Below are 15,033 nucleotides of genomic sequence, written 5' to 3' on the forward strand. Positions count from 1 at the left end.
GGCGGGATACGCCCACGAGGGCGAAGGCCGCGACCAGGAGGGAGTCGCGGAGGGCCCGCGTCGACGCGAGGCCCCGGATGGACCCACCCGGGGCGGCGGACCAGGAGGCGCGGCCATCCCGGGCCGGGCGGCCCCCGACCCGGCCACCCGGGACGGGGGAGCAGCAGGCGCAGCCATTCCGAACGGGGGAGCAGCGGGCGCAGCCAGCCGGGGCGGCGGTCCGGCAGACGTCGGCCGGCCCGAGACGTTCGGGTGTCCGGCCTGCCGTCCGGCGGCAAGTGCGTCAGCGGCCGTGCGCTGCGGTGCGGCCACCCGGGGCGGCCGACCGGCAGGCGCTGCCGCCCGAGGCGGGGAAGCAGAATGCGGAGCCACCGGAGGCCGGGGCGGGGGAGCCGCCCGGGGCGGGGAGAACGGCGCGAACACCAGGCGCCGGGGAACGGTGGGGAACGGGGGCACGGACGTCGGAGCGGAGAACGACCCCGACGGCGCGGAGGACGACGACGGAAGGGAAGTCGACACGGACGACGACGGAAGGGAAGTCGACACGGACGACGACGCGGACGACGGAAGAGGAGACGACGCGGACGACGGCAGGGACGACGGCACGGACACGCTGGACCACCACCTGGGACGTGGAATCGGCTTGCCACGCCACGATGCGCCATCCCGCTCCCGCCCGCTGGAGCCCGTGTGCTACTCGCGGGTTGTGGACAACTGCCCCACCCGAACGTGCCCCTCCCCTCCGCCCCGCGCACCAGGGGCTGAGGCGGAAGACCGATGGCAGCGGCCCGGCGCCCAGCGGAACGTGCCCCTCCGCCCCGCACACGACGGGCTGGGGCGGAAGACCGATGGCAGCGGCCCGGCGCCCACCGGAACGTGCCCCCGCCCCCCACACCACGCACGGGCCGGGCCGGGCCGGACGAAGAACGGCGAAGACCCGGCGCCGACTACGGCAGCGGGAACCCCGGATCCATTCCCCCGAGCGCGTTCGCGCACAGGCAGTCCCGCTCCCCGGTGGACGGCAGCGCGGCCACCGCGTCGAAGAGGACGCCCCGCAGCCGTTCCACATTGGCCGCGAACACCCGCAGCACCTCGTCGTGCGAGACGCCCTCACCGGTATCGGCGCCCGCGTCCAGGTCGGTGACCAGCGTCAGTGACGTGTAGCAGAGCTCCAGTTCCCGGGCGAGGGCCGCCTCCGGATGGCCGGTCATGCCCACCACCGACCAGCCCTGCGCCTGGTGCCACAACGATTCGGCACGGGTCGAGAAGCGCGGCCCCTCCACCACGACGAGCGTGCCGCCGTCGACGGCCTCCCAGTCCTGTCCGCGCGCGGCCTTCAGCGCCGCCGCCCGGCCGGTGGGGCAGTAGGGGTCCGCCAGGGAGACGTGCACGACGTCGGGCACCGTGCCGTCCGGGAGCGGCAGCCCGTCGAAGAACGTCTGCACCCGGGACTTGGTGCGGTCGACGAACTGGTCGGGCACCAGCAGCGTGCCGGGCCCGTACTCGGGGCGCAGGCCGCCGACCGCGCAGGGGCCGAGGACCTGGCGGACGCCGACGGAGCGCAGCGCCCACAGGTTGGCGCGGTAGTTGATCCGGTGCGGCGGCAGGTGGTGGCCGCGGCCGTGCCGGGGCAGGAAGGCGACCCGGCGGCCGGCGACCTCACCCAGGAACAGGGAGTCGCTGGGCGCCCCGTAGGGCGTGTCCACCTGGACCTCGGTCACGTCGTCGAGGAACGAGTAGAAGCCGCTGCCGCCGATTACACCGATCTCTGCGTTCGCCATGCCCTGCACAGTAGTCGCGGTGGCGGAACGCCGAGGACCCCGCCGTCGGTGACGGCAGGGTCCCGGGGGAGAAGGGTCAGGCGGCGGAGGTGCCGGCCGAGCTCGTGGACGAGGACGAGCCCGAGCCCGACGAGGAGGACGAGGACGAGGACGAGCCCGAGCCCGAGCCCGACGACTTCGACGAGGACGACGCCGGGCTGCTGCTCGACGAGGAGCCGCGGCTGTCGTTGCGGTAGAAGCCGGAGCCCTTGAAGACGATGCCGACCGCGGAGAAAACCTTCTTCAGGCGGCCACCGCAGTGGGGGCAGTCGGTCAGGGCGTCGTCGGTGAACTTCTGCACCGCCTCGAGGCCCTCGCCGCACTCGGTGCACTGGTACTGGTAGGTCGGCACTGTCTTCCTCCTGGCACTCTCACTCGATGAGTGCTAACGACGATCCATAGTGACGTATTCCTCGGCGTCAGTCCACCGAGACGGGAGCGCGGTGACCGACGCCACGCGCGACGGTCCGGCCGCCCGGCCGCGTGGACAGGCGCGAGCGCAGGGTCACCAGGGTGACGAGCGCGAGCACCGTACCGCCCATCGGGACCAGGAATCCCGCGCCGTCCCACAGGCGGTCCTCGAACTGCCCCGCGACGGTGACGGCCGCCGCCTGGCCGAGGGCGACCGCGCCCGTGAGCCAGGTGAAGGCCTCGGTGCGGGCGCCGGCCGCGACCAGTCCCTCCACCAGCGTGTAGCCGGTGATCAGGGAGGGCGCGATGCACATGCCGACGAGCAGGCCGAGGGCGGCGAGCAGGAGCACCGAGTGGGCGGTCCACAGGGCGGACGCGGCCACGGCGAGGGCCGTGTAGCCGACGAGGAGGCGCCGCTGGGGCGCAAGGCGCCAGGCGACGGCGCCGCACACGACGCCGGAGAGCATGTTGCCCGCCGCGAAGATCCCGTACAGGACGCCGCTGAGGCCGGGCTCGCCGATCGACTCGGTCAACGCGGCCAGCGAGACCTGCAGGCCGCCGAAGACCGAGCCGATGCCCAGGAAGGTCACGACGAGCACGCGCACGCCGGGGACACGCAGGGCGGAGGCGTGCTCCACGCGCGCCTGCCCGTCGGCGGAGACGGGCGGCTGGGTGCCTTTGCGGGCGGCGAACAGCAGGCCGCCGACCAGGGTCAGCGCGGCCTCCGTGACCAGGCCCACGGCCGGTGCCACGCCGGTGCACAGGGCGGTCGCCAGCAGTGGCCCGACGACGAAGGTCAGCTCGTCCGTGACGGACTCGAAGGCCGCCGCGGTCGTCATCAAGGGCGAGTCCTTGAGGACGACGCCCCAGCGGGCCCGCACCATGGGCCCGACCTGCGGGACGGAGGCGCCGGTCGGTACGGCCGCCGCGAACAGGGCCCACAGCGGGGCGTGCGCCAGGGCGAGCGCGGTCAGCGTCAGCGCCGCCGCGGCGTGCACCAGGACGCCGGGGACCAGCACGGCGCGCTGCCCGCGGCGGTCGGCGAGGCGTCCGCTGAAGGGCGCGAACAGGGCCATCGACACACCCGTGACGGCGGCGGTGGCGCCCGCGGCTCCGTAGCTGCCGGTGGTGTGCTGCACGAGCAGCACGATGGAGAGGGTGAGCATCGCGAACGGCTGGCGTGCCGCGAAGCCGGGGAGCAGGAACGTCCAGGCGCCGCGGGTGCGCAGCAGCTGTCCGTATCCCGGGCGGGAGGAGGCCGTCGAGTTCTTCTCCGCTTCGGAGGTGACCGTGGATGCCACGGCCCGTGCCTTTCTGCCGCCTGGTAGCGCCGCCCGCTGAGGTCCGGGTGGCGCCGAGAGCTGTCCTCTTGCGCGGACTGCGGTAGATGCCGGCACCCACGCGGGGGGCGACCCGGCCGCCATACGGTCGCGCCAGCTCTGCGTCAGGCAGAGTTGGTTCGATCAAGGTGCGCCTTCATCGTACAGGGCACACGGGTCGCAGCCCTGTGAAAGTCGGCACCGCGGTGGCTGCCAACCTGTGAATGCGAGGGGTGCGAAACGTGAGAAATGCCCGCACAACGGCTCCGTCGGCCCGCCCGTGCCTCCGCCCGTACGGCGTGCCCTACGACGTGCGCCCCTGCGACGCGCCGCCCGCCCCCTCGTCGTCGCCCCCGGTGCCGAGCCACCCGGCGAGCTTGCCGCCGCGGCCGACGGCGCGCAGGCGTCGTTCCGCCGCGTCGCGCACGGGGTCGGTGGCGACCACGAGGAGTTCGTCGCCGCGCCGCAGCACCGTCGAGGGCAGCGGGACGAACGACTCCCCCTCCCGCACGACGAGGGTGACCGCGGACCCGGCCGGCAGCCGCAGCTCGTTGATCTCCACGCCGTGCATCCGCGACCCCTCGGGGATCACGACGGACAGCAGGTGGCCGCTCAGCCGTTCCAGCGGTGCCGACTCGATGCCGAGGTCGGTGGCCTCGCTGCCCCGGCCCAGGCGCAGCGTGCGGGCCAGCCACGGCAGGGTCGGGCCCTGGATGACGGTGTAGGCGACGACCAGGACGAAGACGATGTTGAAGATGCGGTGGCTGGCGTCGACGCCGTTCACCATCGGGATCGTCGCCAGGATGATGGGGACGGCGCCGCGCAGCCCGGCCCAGGACATCAGGATCTGCTCCTGCCACGGCACCCGGAACGGCAGCAGGCTGGCCACCACGCTCAGTGGCCGGGCCACCATGGTCAGCACCAGGCCGATGACGAGGGCGGGCCAGATGTCGTCGCCCAGCTCGTGCGGCGTGACCAGCAGGCCGAGCAGGACGAACATGCCGATCTGGGCGATCCAGCCGAGCCCCTCGGCGAAGCCGCGCGTGGCGGGCCAGTGCGGCAGCCGGGCGTTGCCGAGCACCATCGAGGCGAGGTAGACGGCCAGGAAGCCGCTGCCGTGCGCCAGGGCGCCGCCCGCGTACGCCGCGACCGCGATGGCCATCACGGCGATGGGGTAGAGGCCGGAGGCGGGCAGGGCCACGCGCCGCAGGCTCAGGGCGCCCAGCCGGCCCACCGCGAGGCCGACGGCGGCGCCGATGGCGAGCTCCAGCGCTATCTCACCGAGCAGCACGTACCAGTGTTCGATCGGACCGGCCGTGGAGAAGGCGACGACCAGGATGACCACCGGGGCGTCGTTGAAGCCGGACTCGGCCTCCAGGGTGGCCGCCACGCGCGGGGGCAGGGGGACCCTGCGCAGGACGGAGAAGACGGCCGCCGCGTCCGTGGACGACACCACCGCTCCGACGATGAGCGCCTGCCGCCACTCCAGCCCGCTGAGGTAGTGCGCGCCGGCCGCCGTGACCCCGACGCTCACCGCGACCCCGGCTGTCGCCAGCACGGAGGCGGCCGGCAGGACCGGCCGGATCTGTTCCCACTTCGTGCCGAGGCCGCCTTCGGCCAGGATGATCACCAGGGCTGCGTAGCCGATGACCTGGGTCAGCTGGGCGTTGTCGAAGTGGATGTGGCCGAGGCCGTCCTGCCCCATCACGACGCCCATGCCGAGGTAGACGAGCAGGCTGGGCAGCCCGCTGCGCGAGGAGATGCGGACCGCGGCGACGGCGACGAGCAGGACGAGCGAGCAGGCCAGCAGGAGCTGGTTGAGGTGGTGGACAGTCAGGGGCGGTTCCTCCTCCGAAGCCTCCGGTCACTTCGTTACCTTATCTAATTCTTGACGTTTTCTTGACGCTTCTCAGGGCAAGATCGAACGTCCGTCCGCGCCTGGGCCCGACTCCGCGTCAAGTCGCACCGGGCCCTGCGCCTATGGTTGCTCCAGCACTCCAGTACCGCCTGCCGCTCGCGTTAGGACAGCAAGGACAGCGATGCCCCCCAACACCACCGCCTCAACGGGTGACAAGCCCGGCAAGTCCGGCAGGAAGAAGGGGCGAAAAGCCCGACTGATCGCGTTCGTGCTGGTGCTGGCCGTCGTCGGAGGCGTCGCCTACGGGGCCTACTGGTCCATCAGCACGGTCCGCGCCTCCTTCCCCCAGACCAAGGGCAGCCTCACGCTCCAGGGCCTGTCGGGCCCCGTCGACGTCAAGCGCGACGACTACGGCATCCCGCAGGTCTACGCCTCGTCCGACGAGGACCTGTTCATGGCGCAGGGCTACGTCCAGGCGCAGGACCGGTTCTACGAGATGGACGTGCGCCGGCACATGACCTCCGGCCGCCTGTCGGAGATGTTCGGCAAGAGCCAGGTCAAGAACGACGCGTTCCTGCGCACGCTGGGCTGGGACCGGGTCGCCCGGCAGGAGTACGACAAGAAGCTGTCGGCCTCCACGAAGAAGTACCTCCAGGCGTACACCAAGGGGGTCAACGCCTACCTCGAGGGCAAGGACGCCGCGGACCTCTCCGTGGAGTACGCGGCCCTGGGCTTCACCACCGACTACCGGCCCGCCGAGTGGACCCCGGTCGACTCGGTCGCCTGGCTGAAGGCGATGGCGTGGGACCTGCGCGGCAACATGCAGGACGAGATCGACCGCGCCCTGATGACCAGCCGCCTGGGTCCGAAGCAGATCGCGGACCTCTACCCGGACTACCCGTACAGCCGCAACAAGGCGATCGTCCAGGAGGGCCAGTACGGGGAGCTCTCCGGGACCTTCGAGCAGGACGGCGGCTCGGGCGGCGGCACGGGCGCCTCGACGGGCACGGCCGGCTCCACCGGGTCCTCCGGCGCGGGCACCTCGGGCGCCGGCACCTCCGGCACGGGCACCTCCGGCACCGGCTCGTCCGGCGCGGCCCTGCAGAGCCAGCTCGCGGGCCTCTACCAGGTCCTGGACGACGTCCCCACCGCCGTCGGTGTGAACGGCAACGGCATCGGGTCCAACTCCTGGGTCGTCGCCGGGGAGCACACCATCACGGGCAAGCCGCTGCTGGCCAACGACCCGCACCTGTCGCCGTCGCTGCCGTCGGTCTGGTACCAGATGGGCCTGCACTGCCGCGCCGTCTCCGACAAGTGCCGGTACGACGTCACCGGCTACACCTTCGCGGGCATGCCCGGCGTGGTCATCGGCCACAACCGGGACATCGCCTGGGGCATGACCAACTCCGGGGTGGACGTCTCCGACCTGTACCTGGAGAAGCTCAGCGGCGACGGCTACCTGCGCGACGACAAGGTGGTGCCGTTCCGGACCCGGCAGGAGACCATCAAGGTCGCCGGCGGCGAGGCCAAGACCATCGTGGTCCGGCAGACCGAGGACGGGATGCCCCTGCTGTCCGACCGTGACGAGGAACTGGTGACGGTCGGCAAGAAGGCCACCGTCGACACCGCGGCGCCCGACCGCGCCGACGGCTACGCCATCGCCCTGAAGTGGACCGCGCTGGAGCCGGGCACCACGATGGACGCCGTCTTCGCCATCGACAAGGCGGCGGACTGGCAGGACTTCCGCGACGCGGCCGCCCTGTTCGACGTGCCGTCGCAGAACCTGGTCTACGCCGACACCAGGAACAACATCGGCTACGCGCTGCCCGGCCGCATCCCCACCCGCGCCAAGGACGACGACGGCTCCGTCCCGGCGCCGGGCTGGAACTCCAAGTACGACTGGACCGGCTACCTCGAGCAGGACGAGCTGCCCTACGAGTACAACCCCGAGCGCGGCTACATCGTCACCGCCAACCAGGCCGTCGTCGACCCCGACAAGTACCCGCACACGCTCACCACGGACTGGGGCTACGGCACCCGCAGCCAGCGGATCACCGACCTGATCAAGACAAAGATCGACGGCGGCGGCAAGATCTCCACCGACGACATGCGGCAGATGCAGATGGACAGCAGCAGCGAGATCGCCAAGCTGCTCAAGCCCATGCTGCTGAAGATCGACATCGGCGACAAGGACGTCCGGCAGGCCCAGAAGCTCCTCGAGGGCTGGGACTACACCCAGGACGCCGACTCGGCGGCGGCCGCCTACTTCAACGCGGTCTGGCGCAACATCCTCAAGCTGGCGTTCGGCACCAAGCTGCCCAAGGAACTGCGCCCGGAGGGCCAGTGCCTGTGGGTCGAGCCGGTCGACACCACCGGCCCCGTGGACGACGACCGCAAGGTCCGCGAGTGCGGCCGGCGCGCCGCCGACCAGGCGCAGCCCGACGGCGGCGACCGCTGGTACGAGGTGGTCAGGAACCTCGTCGACGACGAGAAGAGCGACTGGTGGAAGGCTCCCGCGTCGGGCACCCGCCCCGCGGCGACCGACCGGGACTCCCTGTTCGAGCGCGCCATGATCGACGCCCGCTGGGAGCTGACCGCCAAGCTCGGCAAGGACCTCGACAGCTGGAGCTGGGGCCGGCTGCACCGCCTGTTCCTGAAGAACCAGACCCTCGGCACCGCCGGCCCGGGCTTCGTGCAGTACGCCCTCAACCGCGGCCCGTGGAAGCTGAGCGGCGGCGAGGCCGCGGTCAACGCCTCCGGCTGGAACGCCGCCGGCGGCTACAACGTGATGTGGGTGCCGTCCATGCGGATGGTGGTCAACCTCGCCGACTTCGACAAGTCGCGGTGGATCAACCTCACCGGCGCCTCCGGCCACGCCTTCAGCGCCCACTACACCGACCAGACGGGCAAGTGGGCCAAGGGCGAGCTGCTGCCGTGGTCCTTCGCGGAGCAGGCGGTCGACAAGAACACGAGCGACACGCTGGTGCTCAGGCCGTGACGCCCTGACCGCTCCGCCCCCGACGGCCCTCCACGCGCGCGTGGAGGGCCGTCTCACATCCCGCGGGCGGCGCGCGCGCCCCCCGGGAAGCGGCGCACTCCCGAGGGGGTCACCACCGCGTGCACCGGCCGGTCGTGCGGCTCCTTCGGGACGTGCTCGACGACCTCGCAGTCGTACAGCAGGACCACGAGCGCCGGATGGGCGCCCGCTTCCTCCAGACGCGCCAGGACCCGGTCGTAGGACCCCCCGCCGCGCCCCAGCCGCATCCCGCGCGTGTCGACGGCGAGTCCCGGCAGCAGGACCGCGTCGGCGGCCGTCACGGCGCCCGGCCCGAGACGCTCCCCGGCGGGTTCGAACAGGGCCATCCGCCCGCCGTGTTGCACCCGCGCGAGGGAACCCTCCCCGGCGTACACGCCCCAGTCCAGATCGTTGTCCGGCAGCAGCACGGGCAGCAGGACCCGCACGCCGCGCCCGCGCAGCGCGTCGAGCAGCGGGAGGGTGCCCGGTTCGGTGCCCACGGAGACGTACGCGGCCACTGTGCGCGCCCCCGCCAGTTCCGGCAGCGCGAGGGCGCGCACGGCCAGCGTGTCGGCCGCCGTGCGCACGTCATCCGCCGTCAATCCGTTCCTCACCGAGAGGAACTCCCGCCGCAACATTCGCTTGTCAGACTCGTGCGGAGGTCCACTGTGACTCACCGGTCTTTCCGTGCCTTTCCCAATCGGCTCATTTGAGCGGCAACCAGCCGCAGACTCCGATTCTGGCCAAACGCACCGGATATGGTGGCCGGCATGACTCAGTCGCATCCCAGGATCAGCAAGGCTGTCATCCCCGCGGCAGGTTTGGGCACCCGGTTCCTGCCCGCCACCAAGGCCACTCCCAAGGAGATGCTGCCGGTCGTGGACAAGCCGGCGATCCAGTACGTGGTCGAGGAGGCCGCCGCCGCGGGCCTCGACGACGTGCTCATGGTGACGGGCCGCAACAAGCGCCCGCTGGAGGACCACTTCGACCGGAACTACGAGCTGGAGTCCGCTCTCGAGAAGAAGGGCGACGGCAACCGGCTCGCCAAGGTCCGGGAGTCCAGTGACCTCGCGACGATCCACTACGTCCGCCAGGGCGACCCCAGGGGCCTCGGGCACGCCGTGCTCTGCGCCGCCCCGCACGTCGGCGACGAGCCCTTCGCCGTCCTCCTCGGCGACGACCTGATCGACCCGCGCGACCCGCTGCTGCGGCGGATGATCGAGGTGCAGGCGCAGTACGGCGGCAGCGTGGTCGCGCTGATGGAGGTCGCCCCCGAGCAGATCCACCTCTACGGCTGCGCCGCCGTGGAGACCACCGAGGACGGCGACGTCGTCCAGGTCACCGGCCTGGTCGAGAAGCCGGACGTGGCCGACGCCCCCTCGAACTACGCCATCATCGGCCGGTACGTCCTCGACCCCGGCGTCTTCGGCGTCCTGCGCACCACCGAGCCCGGCCGCGGCGGCGAGATCCAGCTCACCGACGCCCTGCAGCAGCTCGCCCAGGACGAGAAGATCAGCGGGCCCGTGCACGGCGTCGTCTTCAAGGGGCGCCGCTACGACACCGGCGACCGTGGCGACTACCTGCGTGCCATTGTCAGACTCGCGTGCGAACGTGAAGACCTGGGACCCGACTTCAAGTCCTGGCTTCGCCGGTACGTGGCCGAGGAGATGTAACGACGTTGAGCAGCCCCGCGACTTCCGCAGCCGACCCGGACCGCCTGTGGTCGGTGGACGAGCACCTGAAGGACGTCCTCACCACCGTCCGCCCGCTCGAACCCATCGAGCTGAACCTGCTCGACGCCCGGGGCTGCGTCCTGGTCGACGAGGTCCGGGTGCCGGTCTCCCTGCCGCCGTTCGACAACAGCTCCATGGACGGCTACGCGGTGCGGGTGGCGGACGTCGCGGGCGCCTCCGAGGAGTTCCCGGCGGCGCTGGAAGTCGTCGGCGACGTCGCGGCGGGCGCGGCCGACCCGGTCCGCGTGGGGCCCGGGCAGGCCGCCCGCATCATGACCGGCGCCCCGCTGCCGCTCGGCGCGGAGGCCGTCGTCCCCGTCGAGTGGACCGACGGCGGCCTCGGCGGGGGCCCGGTGCGCGGCATGCGGGCCCGCAGCCTCGCCCCCGAGGGCGCCCAGGGGCACGTGCGCGTGTACCGGCCCGCGACGGAAGGGGCGCACGTGCGTGCCCGAGGCAGCGACGTGCGGGCCGGGGACCTCGCCCTGGAGGCCGGCACGGTCCTCGGGCCGCCGCAGATCGCGCTGCTCGCGGCGATCGGCCGCGGCACGGTGCGCGTGCGCCCCCGCCCGCGCGTGGTGGTGCTGTCCACCGGCAGCGAACTCGTGCAGCCCGACGAGGGACTCGGCCCGGGCCAGATCTACGACTCCAACAGCTTCGCCCTCACCGCGGCCGCGCGGGACGCCGGCGCCATCGCCTACCGGGTGGGCGCCGTCGCCGACGACGTCGAGACCCTGCGGTCCACCGTCGAGGACCAACTGGTGCGCGCCGACCTGATGGTCACCACCGGCGGGGTCAGCGTCGGGGCGTACGACGTCGTGAAGGAGGCGCTGTCGCACATCGGCGACGAGGACGGGCCGGGCGGCGGCGTCGAGTTCCGCAGGCTCGCCATGCAGCCCGGCAAACCGCAGGGCTTCGGCTCCGTCGGCCCCGACCACATCCCGCTCCTCGCCCTGCCGGGCAACCCCGTCTCGGCGTACGTCTCCTTCGAGCTGTTCGTCCGGCCCGTGATCCGCGCCCTGATGGGCCTGGAGGACGTCCACCGCCCCAGGACCCGCGCCACGCTCAGGGCGGACAAGGCGCTGAGCTCGCCCAAGGGACGGCGGCAGTTCCTGCGCGGCGCCCACGCCGGCGGCGAGGTGACGCCCGTGGGCGGCGCCGGCTCCCACCTGATCGCCGCCCTCGCCCGGGCCGACGCGCTCATCGTCGTCCCCGAGGACGTCGAGTCCGTCGAGCCCGGCACCGAGGTCGAGGTGATCCCGCTCGGCTGACCCGGCGGGGACCGGCTCCGCCCGGCGGTCCGCCGTGGCGGTAGCGTGTCGCGCACAACAGGCCCGCGTGCCGCAGCGCGGCGGGCCGAGACCGGGAGCGCCACACGATCATGACTGTGCCTTCCCGGGGGGAGACCCCCGGACCCCCTGTGCAGGACCGACTGACGCACCTCGACGACGCGGGCGCCGCCCGCATGGTCGACGTGTCCGGCAAGGACGTGACCGCGCGCACCGCCCGCGCCAGCGGGCGCGTCCTCGTCTCGCCGCGCGTGGTCGAGCTGCTCCGCGGCGAGGGGGTGCCCAAGGGCGACGCCCTCGCCACCGCGCGGATCGCCGGGATCATGGGCGCCAAGCGCACCCCGGACCTGATCCCGCTGTGCCACCCGCTGTCGGTGTCCGGTGTGAGACTGGACCTGTCGGTCGCGGACGACGCCGTGGAGATCTCGGCCACCGTGCGGACGACGGACCGCACGGGCGTCGAGATGGAGGCGCTGACGGCGGTCTCCGTCGCCGCGCTCACCGTGATCGACATGGTGAAGGCGGTCGACAAGGGAGCGGTCATCACGGACGTGCGGGTGGAGGAGAAGACGGGCGGCAAGTCGGGCGACTGGAGCCGGGCGTGAGCGCCGCCCCCGGGGCCGGCGCGCCTCACCGGGCGCTGGTCGTCACCGCGTCCAACCGGGCCGCCGCGGGCGTGTACGAGGACAGGGGCGGCCCGCTGATCGCGGACGGCCTGGCGCGCCTCGGCTTCGCCGTCGACGGGCCGCGGGTCGTCCCCGACGGCGACCCGGTCGAGGCCGCGCTGCGCGAGGCCGTCGCCGCCGGGTACGACGTGGTCGTCACCACCGGCGGCACGGGCCTGTCGCCCACCGACCGCACGCCCGAGGCGACGCGCCGGGTCATCGACCACGAGGTGCCCGGCATCGCCGAGGCGATCAGGGCGTACGGAAGGGAGAAGGTGCCGACCGCGGCGCTCTCCCGGGGCCTGGCCGGCGTGGCGGGACGCACGCTCGTCGTCAACCTGCCGGGTTCGACCGGCGGGGTCAAGGACGGGCTGGCCGTCCTGGCACCCCTGCTGCCGCACGCCGTCGACCAGCTGCGCGGCGGCGACCACCCGCGGCCGGGCACCGGGCACGACGACCCGGGCGCCGCCGGTCCGGGCGGCCCCGGCGCCGCGGACGGTCCTTCCAGACGTTCCCCCAGCGCCGCGCAGGCCGGGGAGGCACACCCAGGGAGTGCGAGCTGAACAGCCCATCGTGGCCCGCCGTGCTGGCGGAGGGCGACATCGTCCTCCGGCCGATAAAGCTGCGCGACCAGCGGGCCTGGCGCGAGGTCAACCGGCGCAACCGGGACTGGCTGCGGCCCTGGGAGGCGACCATCCCGCCGCCCACGTCCGCCGGGCCGATCACGCACCGGCCGACCTACCGCCAGATGGTCCGGCACCTGCGCGCCGAGGCGAACGCGGGCCGGATGCTCCCGTTCGTCATCGAGTACCAGGGGCGCCTCGTCGGGCAGCTGACGGTCGCCGGGATCACCTGGGGCTCCATGTGCTCGGGGCACATCGGCTACTGGGTGGACCAGGGGGTGGCCGGCCGGGGCGTGATGCCGACGGCTGTGGCGCTCGTCGTGGACCACTGTTTCCGCACCGTCGGGCTGCACCGCATCGAGGTCTGCATTCGCCCGGAGAACGGGCCGAGCCGCCGTGTGGTGGAGAAACTCGGATTCCGCGAGGAGGGCCTCCGGCCGCGCTATCTCCACATCGACGGCGGCTGGCGTGATCACCTGGTCTACGCCCTCACCGCGGAAGAGGTGCCCGAAGGGCTGCTGAACCGCTGGCGGCGCGCCCGGGCCCAGCGGACGCGCGACGCGGGCACCCGCGAGCCGGACGCGACGGCCGGCGAGCGGCGGACGGCCTCCGACCGGTGGGGCATTCCGGGCCTTCCGGGCGACCGGGGTGCCGGATCCGCCGAGCCCGGGGGGCCGGCGGGCCGGTGGAACGGCGGAGGGAATCCCGCCGCACCGGGTAATTGAATAAATGTTCGAAATTGATCAGCGCGCGATCGGCCGGAGTCATTGAATTCACCGCGTTGACGGGGCGCTGATCGGATCGGTCACAAGAAAAGTTCGAAATATCAGCCAGATCGTGCGACACACCGGCCCAATTGGCAGATGGCCTCACGCAAACCCCTCTACCGTGTGAGGCGTGAGCAGCAGCGGCCTCATCTACGCAGTCATTGTCGGGGCCTGGGCCGCCTACTTGGTGCCGATGTGGCTCCGTAGGCAGGACGAGCTGAACGAGGCCCGTCCGACGGAACGCTTCAGCACCGCCATCCGGCTGCTGTCCGGACGGGCGGGCATGGAGCGCCGGTACGCCAGGGACCTCCGGGCGCGCTCCGCCGACGAGGCGGAGCCCGGCGCCGTGGACCCGGACGCCGTCACCGACTCGGTGGACGTCCGGGCCTTCGCCGTGCCCCCGACCCGCACGCAGGAAGGGGAGCAGGCGCCCGTCCCGGACCCGGAGCGGGCCGAGGCGGCACGCGACCGGGCGGGCCGGCCGGCGTCCCGGTCCACCACGCCGGCGGCACGGTCCTCCGCGCCGGCACCCCAGTCCGGCGAGGCGCCCGCCCGCAAGCGCGTGCCGGCCGCCCGGCGGGCACCCGGCGCCGAGGCGGCCGAAGCGCGCGCCCGGCGAATGAAGGTGCTCGCCCGCCGTCGGCGCACCACCGTCGTCCTCTTCCTCGCCTTCACCCTGGGCGCGATCGTCGCGGCCGTCGGCGGGCTGGCGTTCCTGTGGGCGCCCGGCGTGCCCGCGGTCCTGCTCAGCGCGTACATCGTCTACCTGCGGTCGCAGGAGCGCCGCCGGTTCGCCTTCCACATGGACCGCCGGCGGGCCGAGGCCGCCGCCCAGCGGCTGCGCGAGCGTCCGCAGCGCCGCAGGGCGTCCGCGGATCCGGGCGCGGACCAGCCGGACGCCGGCGCGGGGCCGGAGACCGACCCCGGGCTGTCCGCGCTCGCCGCGGACCGGCGTGCCCTGGTGGAGCAGACCGACCACGCCGAGTGGCTCGACCAGCAGCGCGAGCGTCAGCACCGCCCCGGTCAAGGCGAGACCTGGGACCCGGTCCCGGTCCCGCTGCCCACGTACGTGACCGCGCCGGTCGCGCCGCGCGCCACCTCCGACGTCGACCTCGGGGCACCGGACGCCTGGAGCTCGGCGCGGTCCAGCTCCGCCGTGCCCGAGCAGGAGGCGGTGCCCGCCGCGCGCGCCGCGGCGGACGACGAGCCGCCGGTGCGCAGCGAGGACACGCCGGGCGGGGAGGAGCGCAGCGACGCCCGCCGCGCCGCCTCCGCCCGCCGCTCCCGCGAGCGCGGCCGCACCCCCCTCTTCGACCAGTACGAGGACGGGGACCGCCCGCGGGCGGCCAACGAGTAGCCGGCGAGCGGCCCGTCGGCCCGACGGGTGTCCGGCGGCCGACGGGTGGCCCGCACCCCGACGAGTGTCCGGCGGCCGGCGAGTGGGCCTCCGGGCCACGGGCCGGCCCGCCGGCGAGAGCGACAAGTACCGGCGGGGCGTGGTCGGCATCGCCGCCGGTTCCGCCCGCTATCCGGGC

At 73.4% G+C, this 15,033-nt stretch carries 11 protein-coding genes and 1 pseudogene; 7 read left to right on the top strand and 5 right to left on the bottom strand.

Annotation, left to right across the window (positions count from 1 at the left end):
- Positions 1-947 precede the first annotated feature (947 nt).
- The 4 genes from ABZ920_RS23460 to ABZ920_RS23475 form a co-directional block, all read right to left on the bottom strand.
- The gene (locus tag ABZ920_RS23460) at positions 948-1,781 is read right to left on the bottom strand and encodes an S-methyl-5'-thioadenosine phosphorylase (protein ID WP_361508255.1); all 834 of its coding nucleotides are present in this window, start codon (positions 1,779-1,781) and stop codon (positions 948-950) included.
- A gap of 76 nt (positions 1,782-1,857) precedes the next feature.
- Complete coding sequence (locus ABZ920_RS23465) at positions 1,858-2,172, bottom strand: FmdB family zinc ribbon protein (RefSeq protein ID WP_361508258.1); 315 nt, start codon at positions 2,170-2,172, stop codon at positions 1,858-1,860.
- Between the two features lie 67 nt (positions 2,173-2,239).
- On the bottom strand, positions 2,240-3,532 hold the full coding sequence (locus tag ABZ920_RS23470; protein WP_361508261.1) for an MFS transporter: 1,293 nt from the start codon (positions 3,530-3,532) through the stop codon (positions 2,240-2,242).
- A gap of 322 nt (positions 3,533-3,854) precedes the next feature.
- Complete coding sequence (locus ABZ920_RS23475) at positions 3,855-5,387, bottom strand: potassium/proton antiporter (RefSeq protein WP_361508302.1); 1,533 nt, start codon at positions 5,385-5,387, stop codon at positions 3,855-3,857.
- Between the two features lie 202 nt (positions 5,388-5,589).
- On the opposite strand from ABZ920_RS23475, the gene ABZ920_RS23480 reads away from it, so the two are divergent.
- The gene (locus ABZ920_RS23480) at positions 5,590-8,406 is read left to right on the top strand and encodes a penicillin acylase family protein (RefSeq protein ID WP_361508264.1); all 2,817 of its coding nucleotides are present in this window, start codon (positions 5,590-5,592) and stop codon (positions 8,404-8,406) included.
- Positions 8,407-8,459: 53 nt separating this feature from the next.
- Here ABZ920_RS23480 and ABZ920_RS23485 read toward each other — a convergent pair whose 3' ends face one another.
- On the bottom strand, positions 8,460-9,062 hold the full coding sequence (locus tag ABZ920_RS23485) for a 5-formyltetrahydrofolate cyclo-ligase (RefSeq protein WP_361508267.1): 603 nt from the start codon (positions 9,060-9,062) through the stop codon (positions 8,460-8,462).
- Between the two features lie 132 nt (positions 9,063-9,194).
- Here ABZ920_RS23485 and galU point away from each other — a divergent pair, with 132 nt between their 5' ends.
- From galU to glpR, 6 genes and pseudogenes are all read left to right on the top strand, one after another.
- Positions 9,195-10,097, top strand: coding sequence for a UTP--glucose-1-phosphate uridylyltransferase GalU (gene galU, locus ABZ920_RS23490; RefSeq protein WP_361508270.1), 903 nt, complete (start codon positions 9,195-9,197; stop codon positions 10,095-10,097).
- A gap of 5 nt (positions 10,098-10,102) precedes the next feature.
- Complete coding sequence (glp, locus tag ABZ920_RS23495) at positions 10,103-11,425, top strand: gephyrin-like molybdotransferase Glp (RefSeq protein ID WP_361508273.1); 1,323 nt, start codon at positions 10,103-10,105, stop codon at positions 11,423-11,425.
- Positions 11,426-11,535: 110 nt separating this feature from the next.
- Positions 11,536-12,048: a cyclic pyranopterin monophosphate synthase MoaC gene (gene moaC / locus ABZ920_RS23500; protein ID WP_361508276.1), complete on the top strand. Its 513-nt coding sequence runs from the start codon at positions 11,536-11,538 to the stop codon at positions 12,046-12,048.
- On the top strand, positions 12,045-12,671 hold the full coding sequence (locus ABZ920_RS23505) for a MogA/MoaB family molybdenum cofactor biosynthesis protein (protein WP_361508279.1): 627 nt from the start codon (positions 12,045-12,047) through the stop codon (positions 12,669-12,671). Before moaC ends, ABZ920_RS23505 begins: the two co-directional genes overlap by 4 nt.
- Positions 12,672-12,691: 20 nt before the next feature.
- Positions 12,692-13,279, top strand: a pseudogene (locus ABZ920_RS23510) (GNAT family protein); the annotation flags it as partial.
- Between the two features lie 349 nt (positions 13,280-13,628).
- Complete coding sequence (glpR, locus tag ABZ920_RS23515) at positions 13,629-14,855, top strand: gephyrin-like molybdotransferase receptor GlpR (protein WP_361508281.1); 1,227 nt, start codon at positions 13,629-13,631, stop codon at positions 14,853-14,855.
- The last annotated feature ends 178 nt before the right edge of the window (positions 14,856-15,033 follow it).

It is taken from the genome of Streptomyces sp. NPDC046831 (genome assembly GCF_040645305.1).
Taxonomy (GTDB): Bacteria; Actinomycetota; Actinomycetes; order Streptomycetales; family Streptomycetaceae; genus Streptomyces.

Bases quoted from the DNA above. Each gene is read 5' to 3' on its own strand.
- ABZ920_RS23460 (WP_361508255.1), bottom strand. From the start codon at position 1,781: ATGGCGAACGCAGAGATCGGTGTAATCGGCGGCAGCGGCTTCTACTCG.
- ABZ920_RS23480 (WP_361508264.1), top strand. From the start codon at position 5,590: ATGCCCCCCAACACCACCGCCTCAACGGGTGACAAGCCCGGCAAGTCC.
- ABZ920_RS23485 (WP_361508267.1), bottom strand. From the start codon at position 9,062: ATGTTGCGGCGGGAGTTCCTCTCGGTGAGGAACGGATTGACGGCGGAT.
- galU (WP_361508270.1), top strand. From the start codon at position 9,195: ATGACTCAGTCGCATCCCAGGATCAGCAAGGCTGTCATCCCCGCGGCA.
- moaC (WP_361508276.1), top strand. From the start codon at position 11,536: ATGACTGTGCCTTCCCGGGGGGAGACCCCCGGACCCCCTGTGCAGGAC.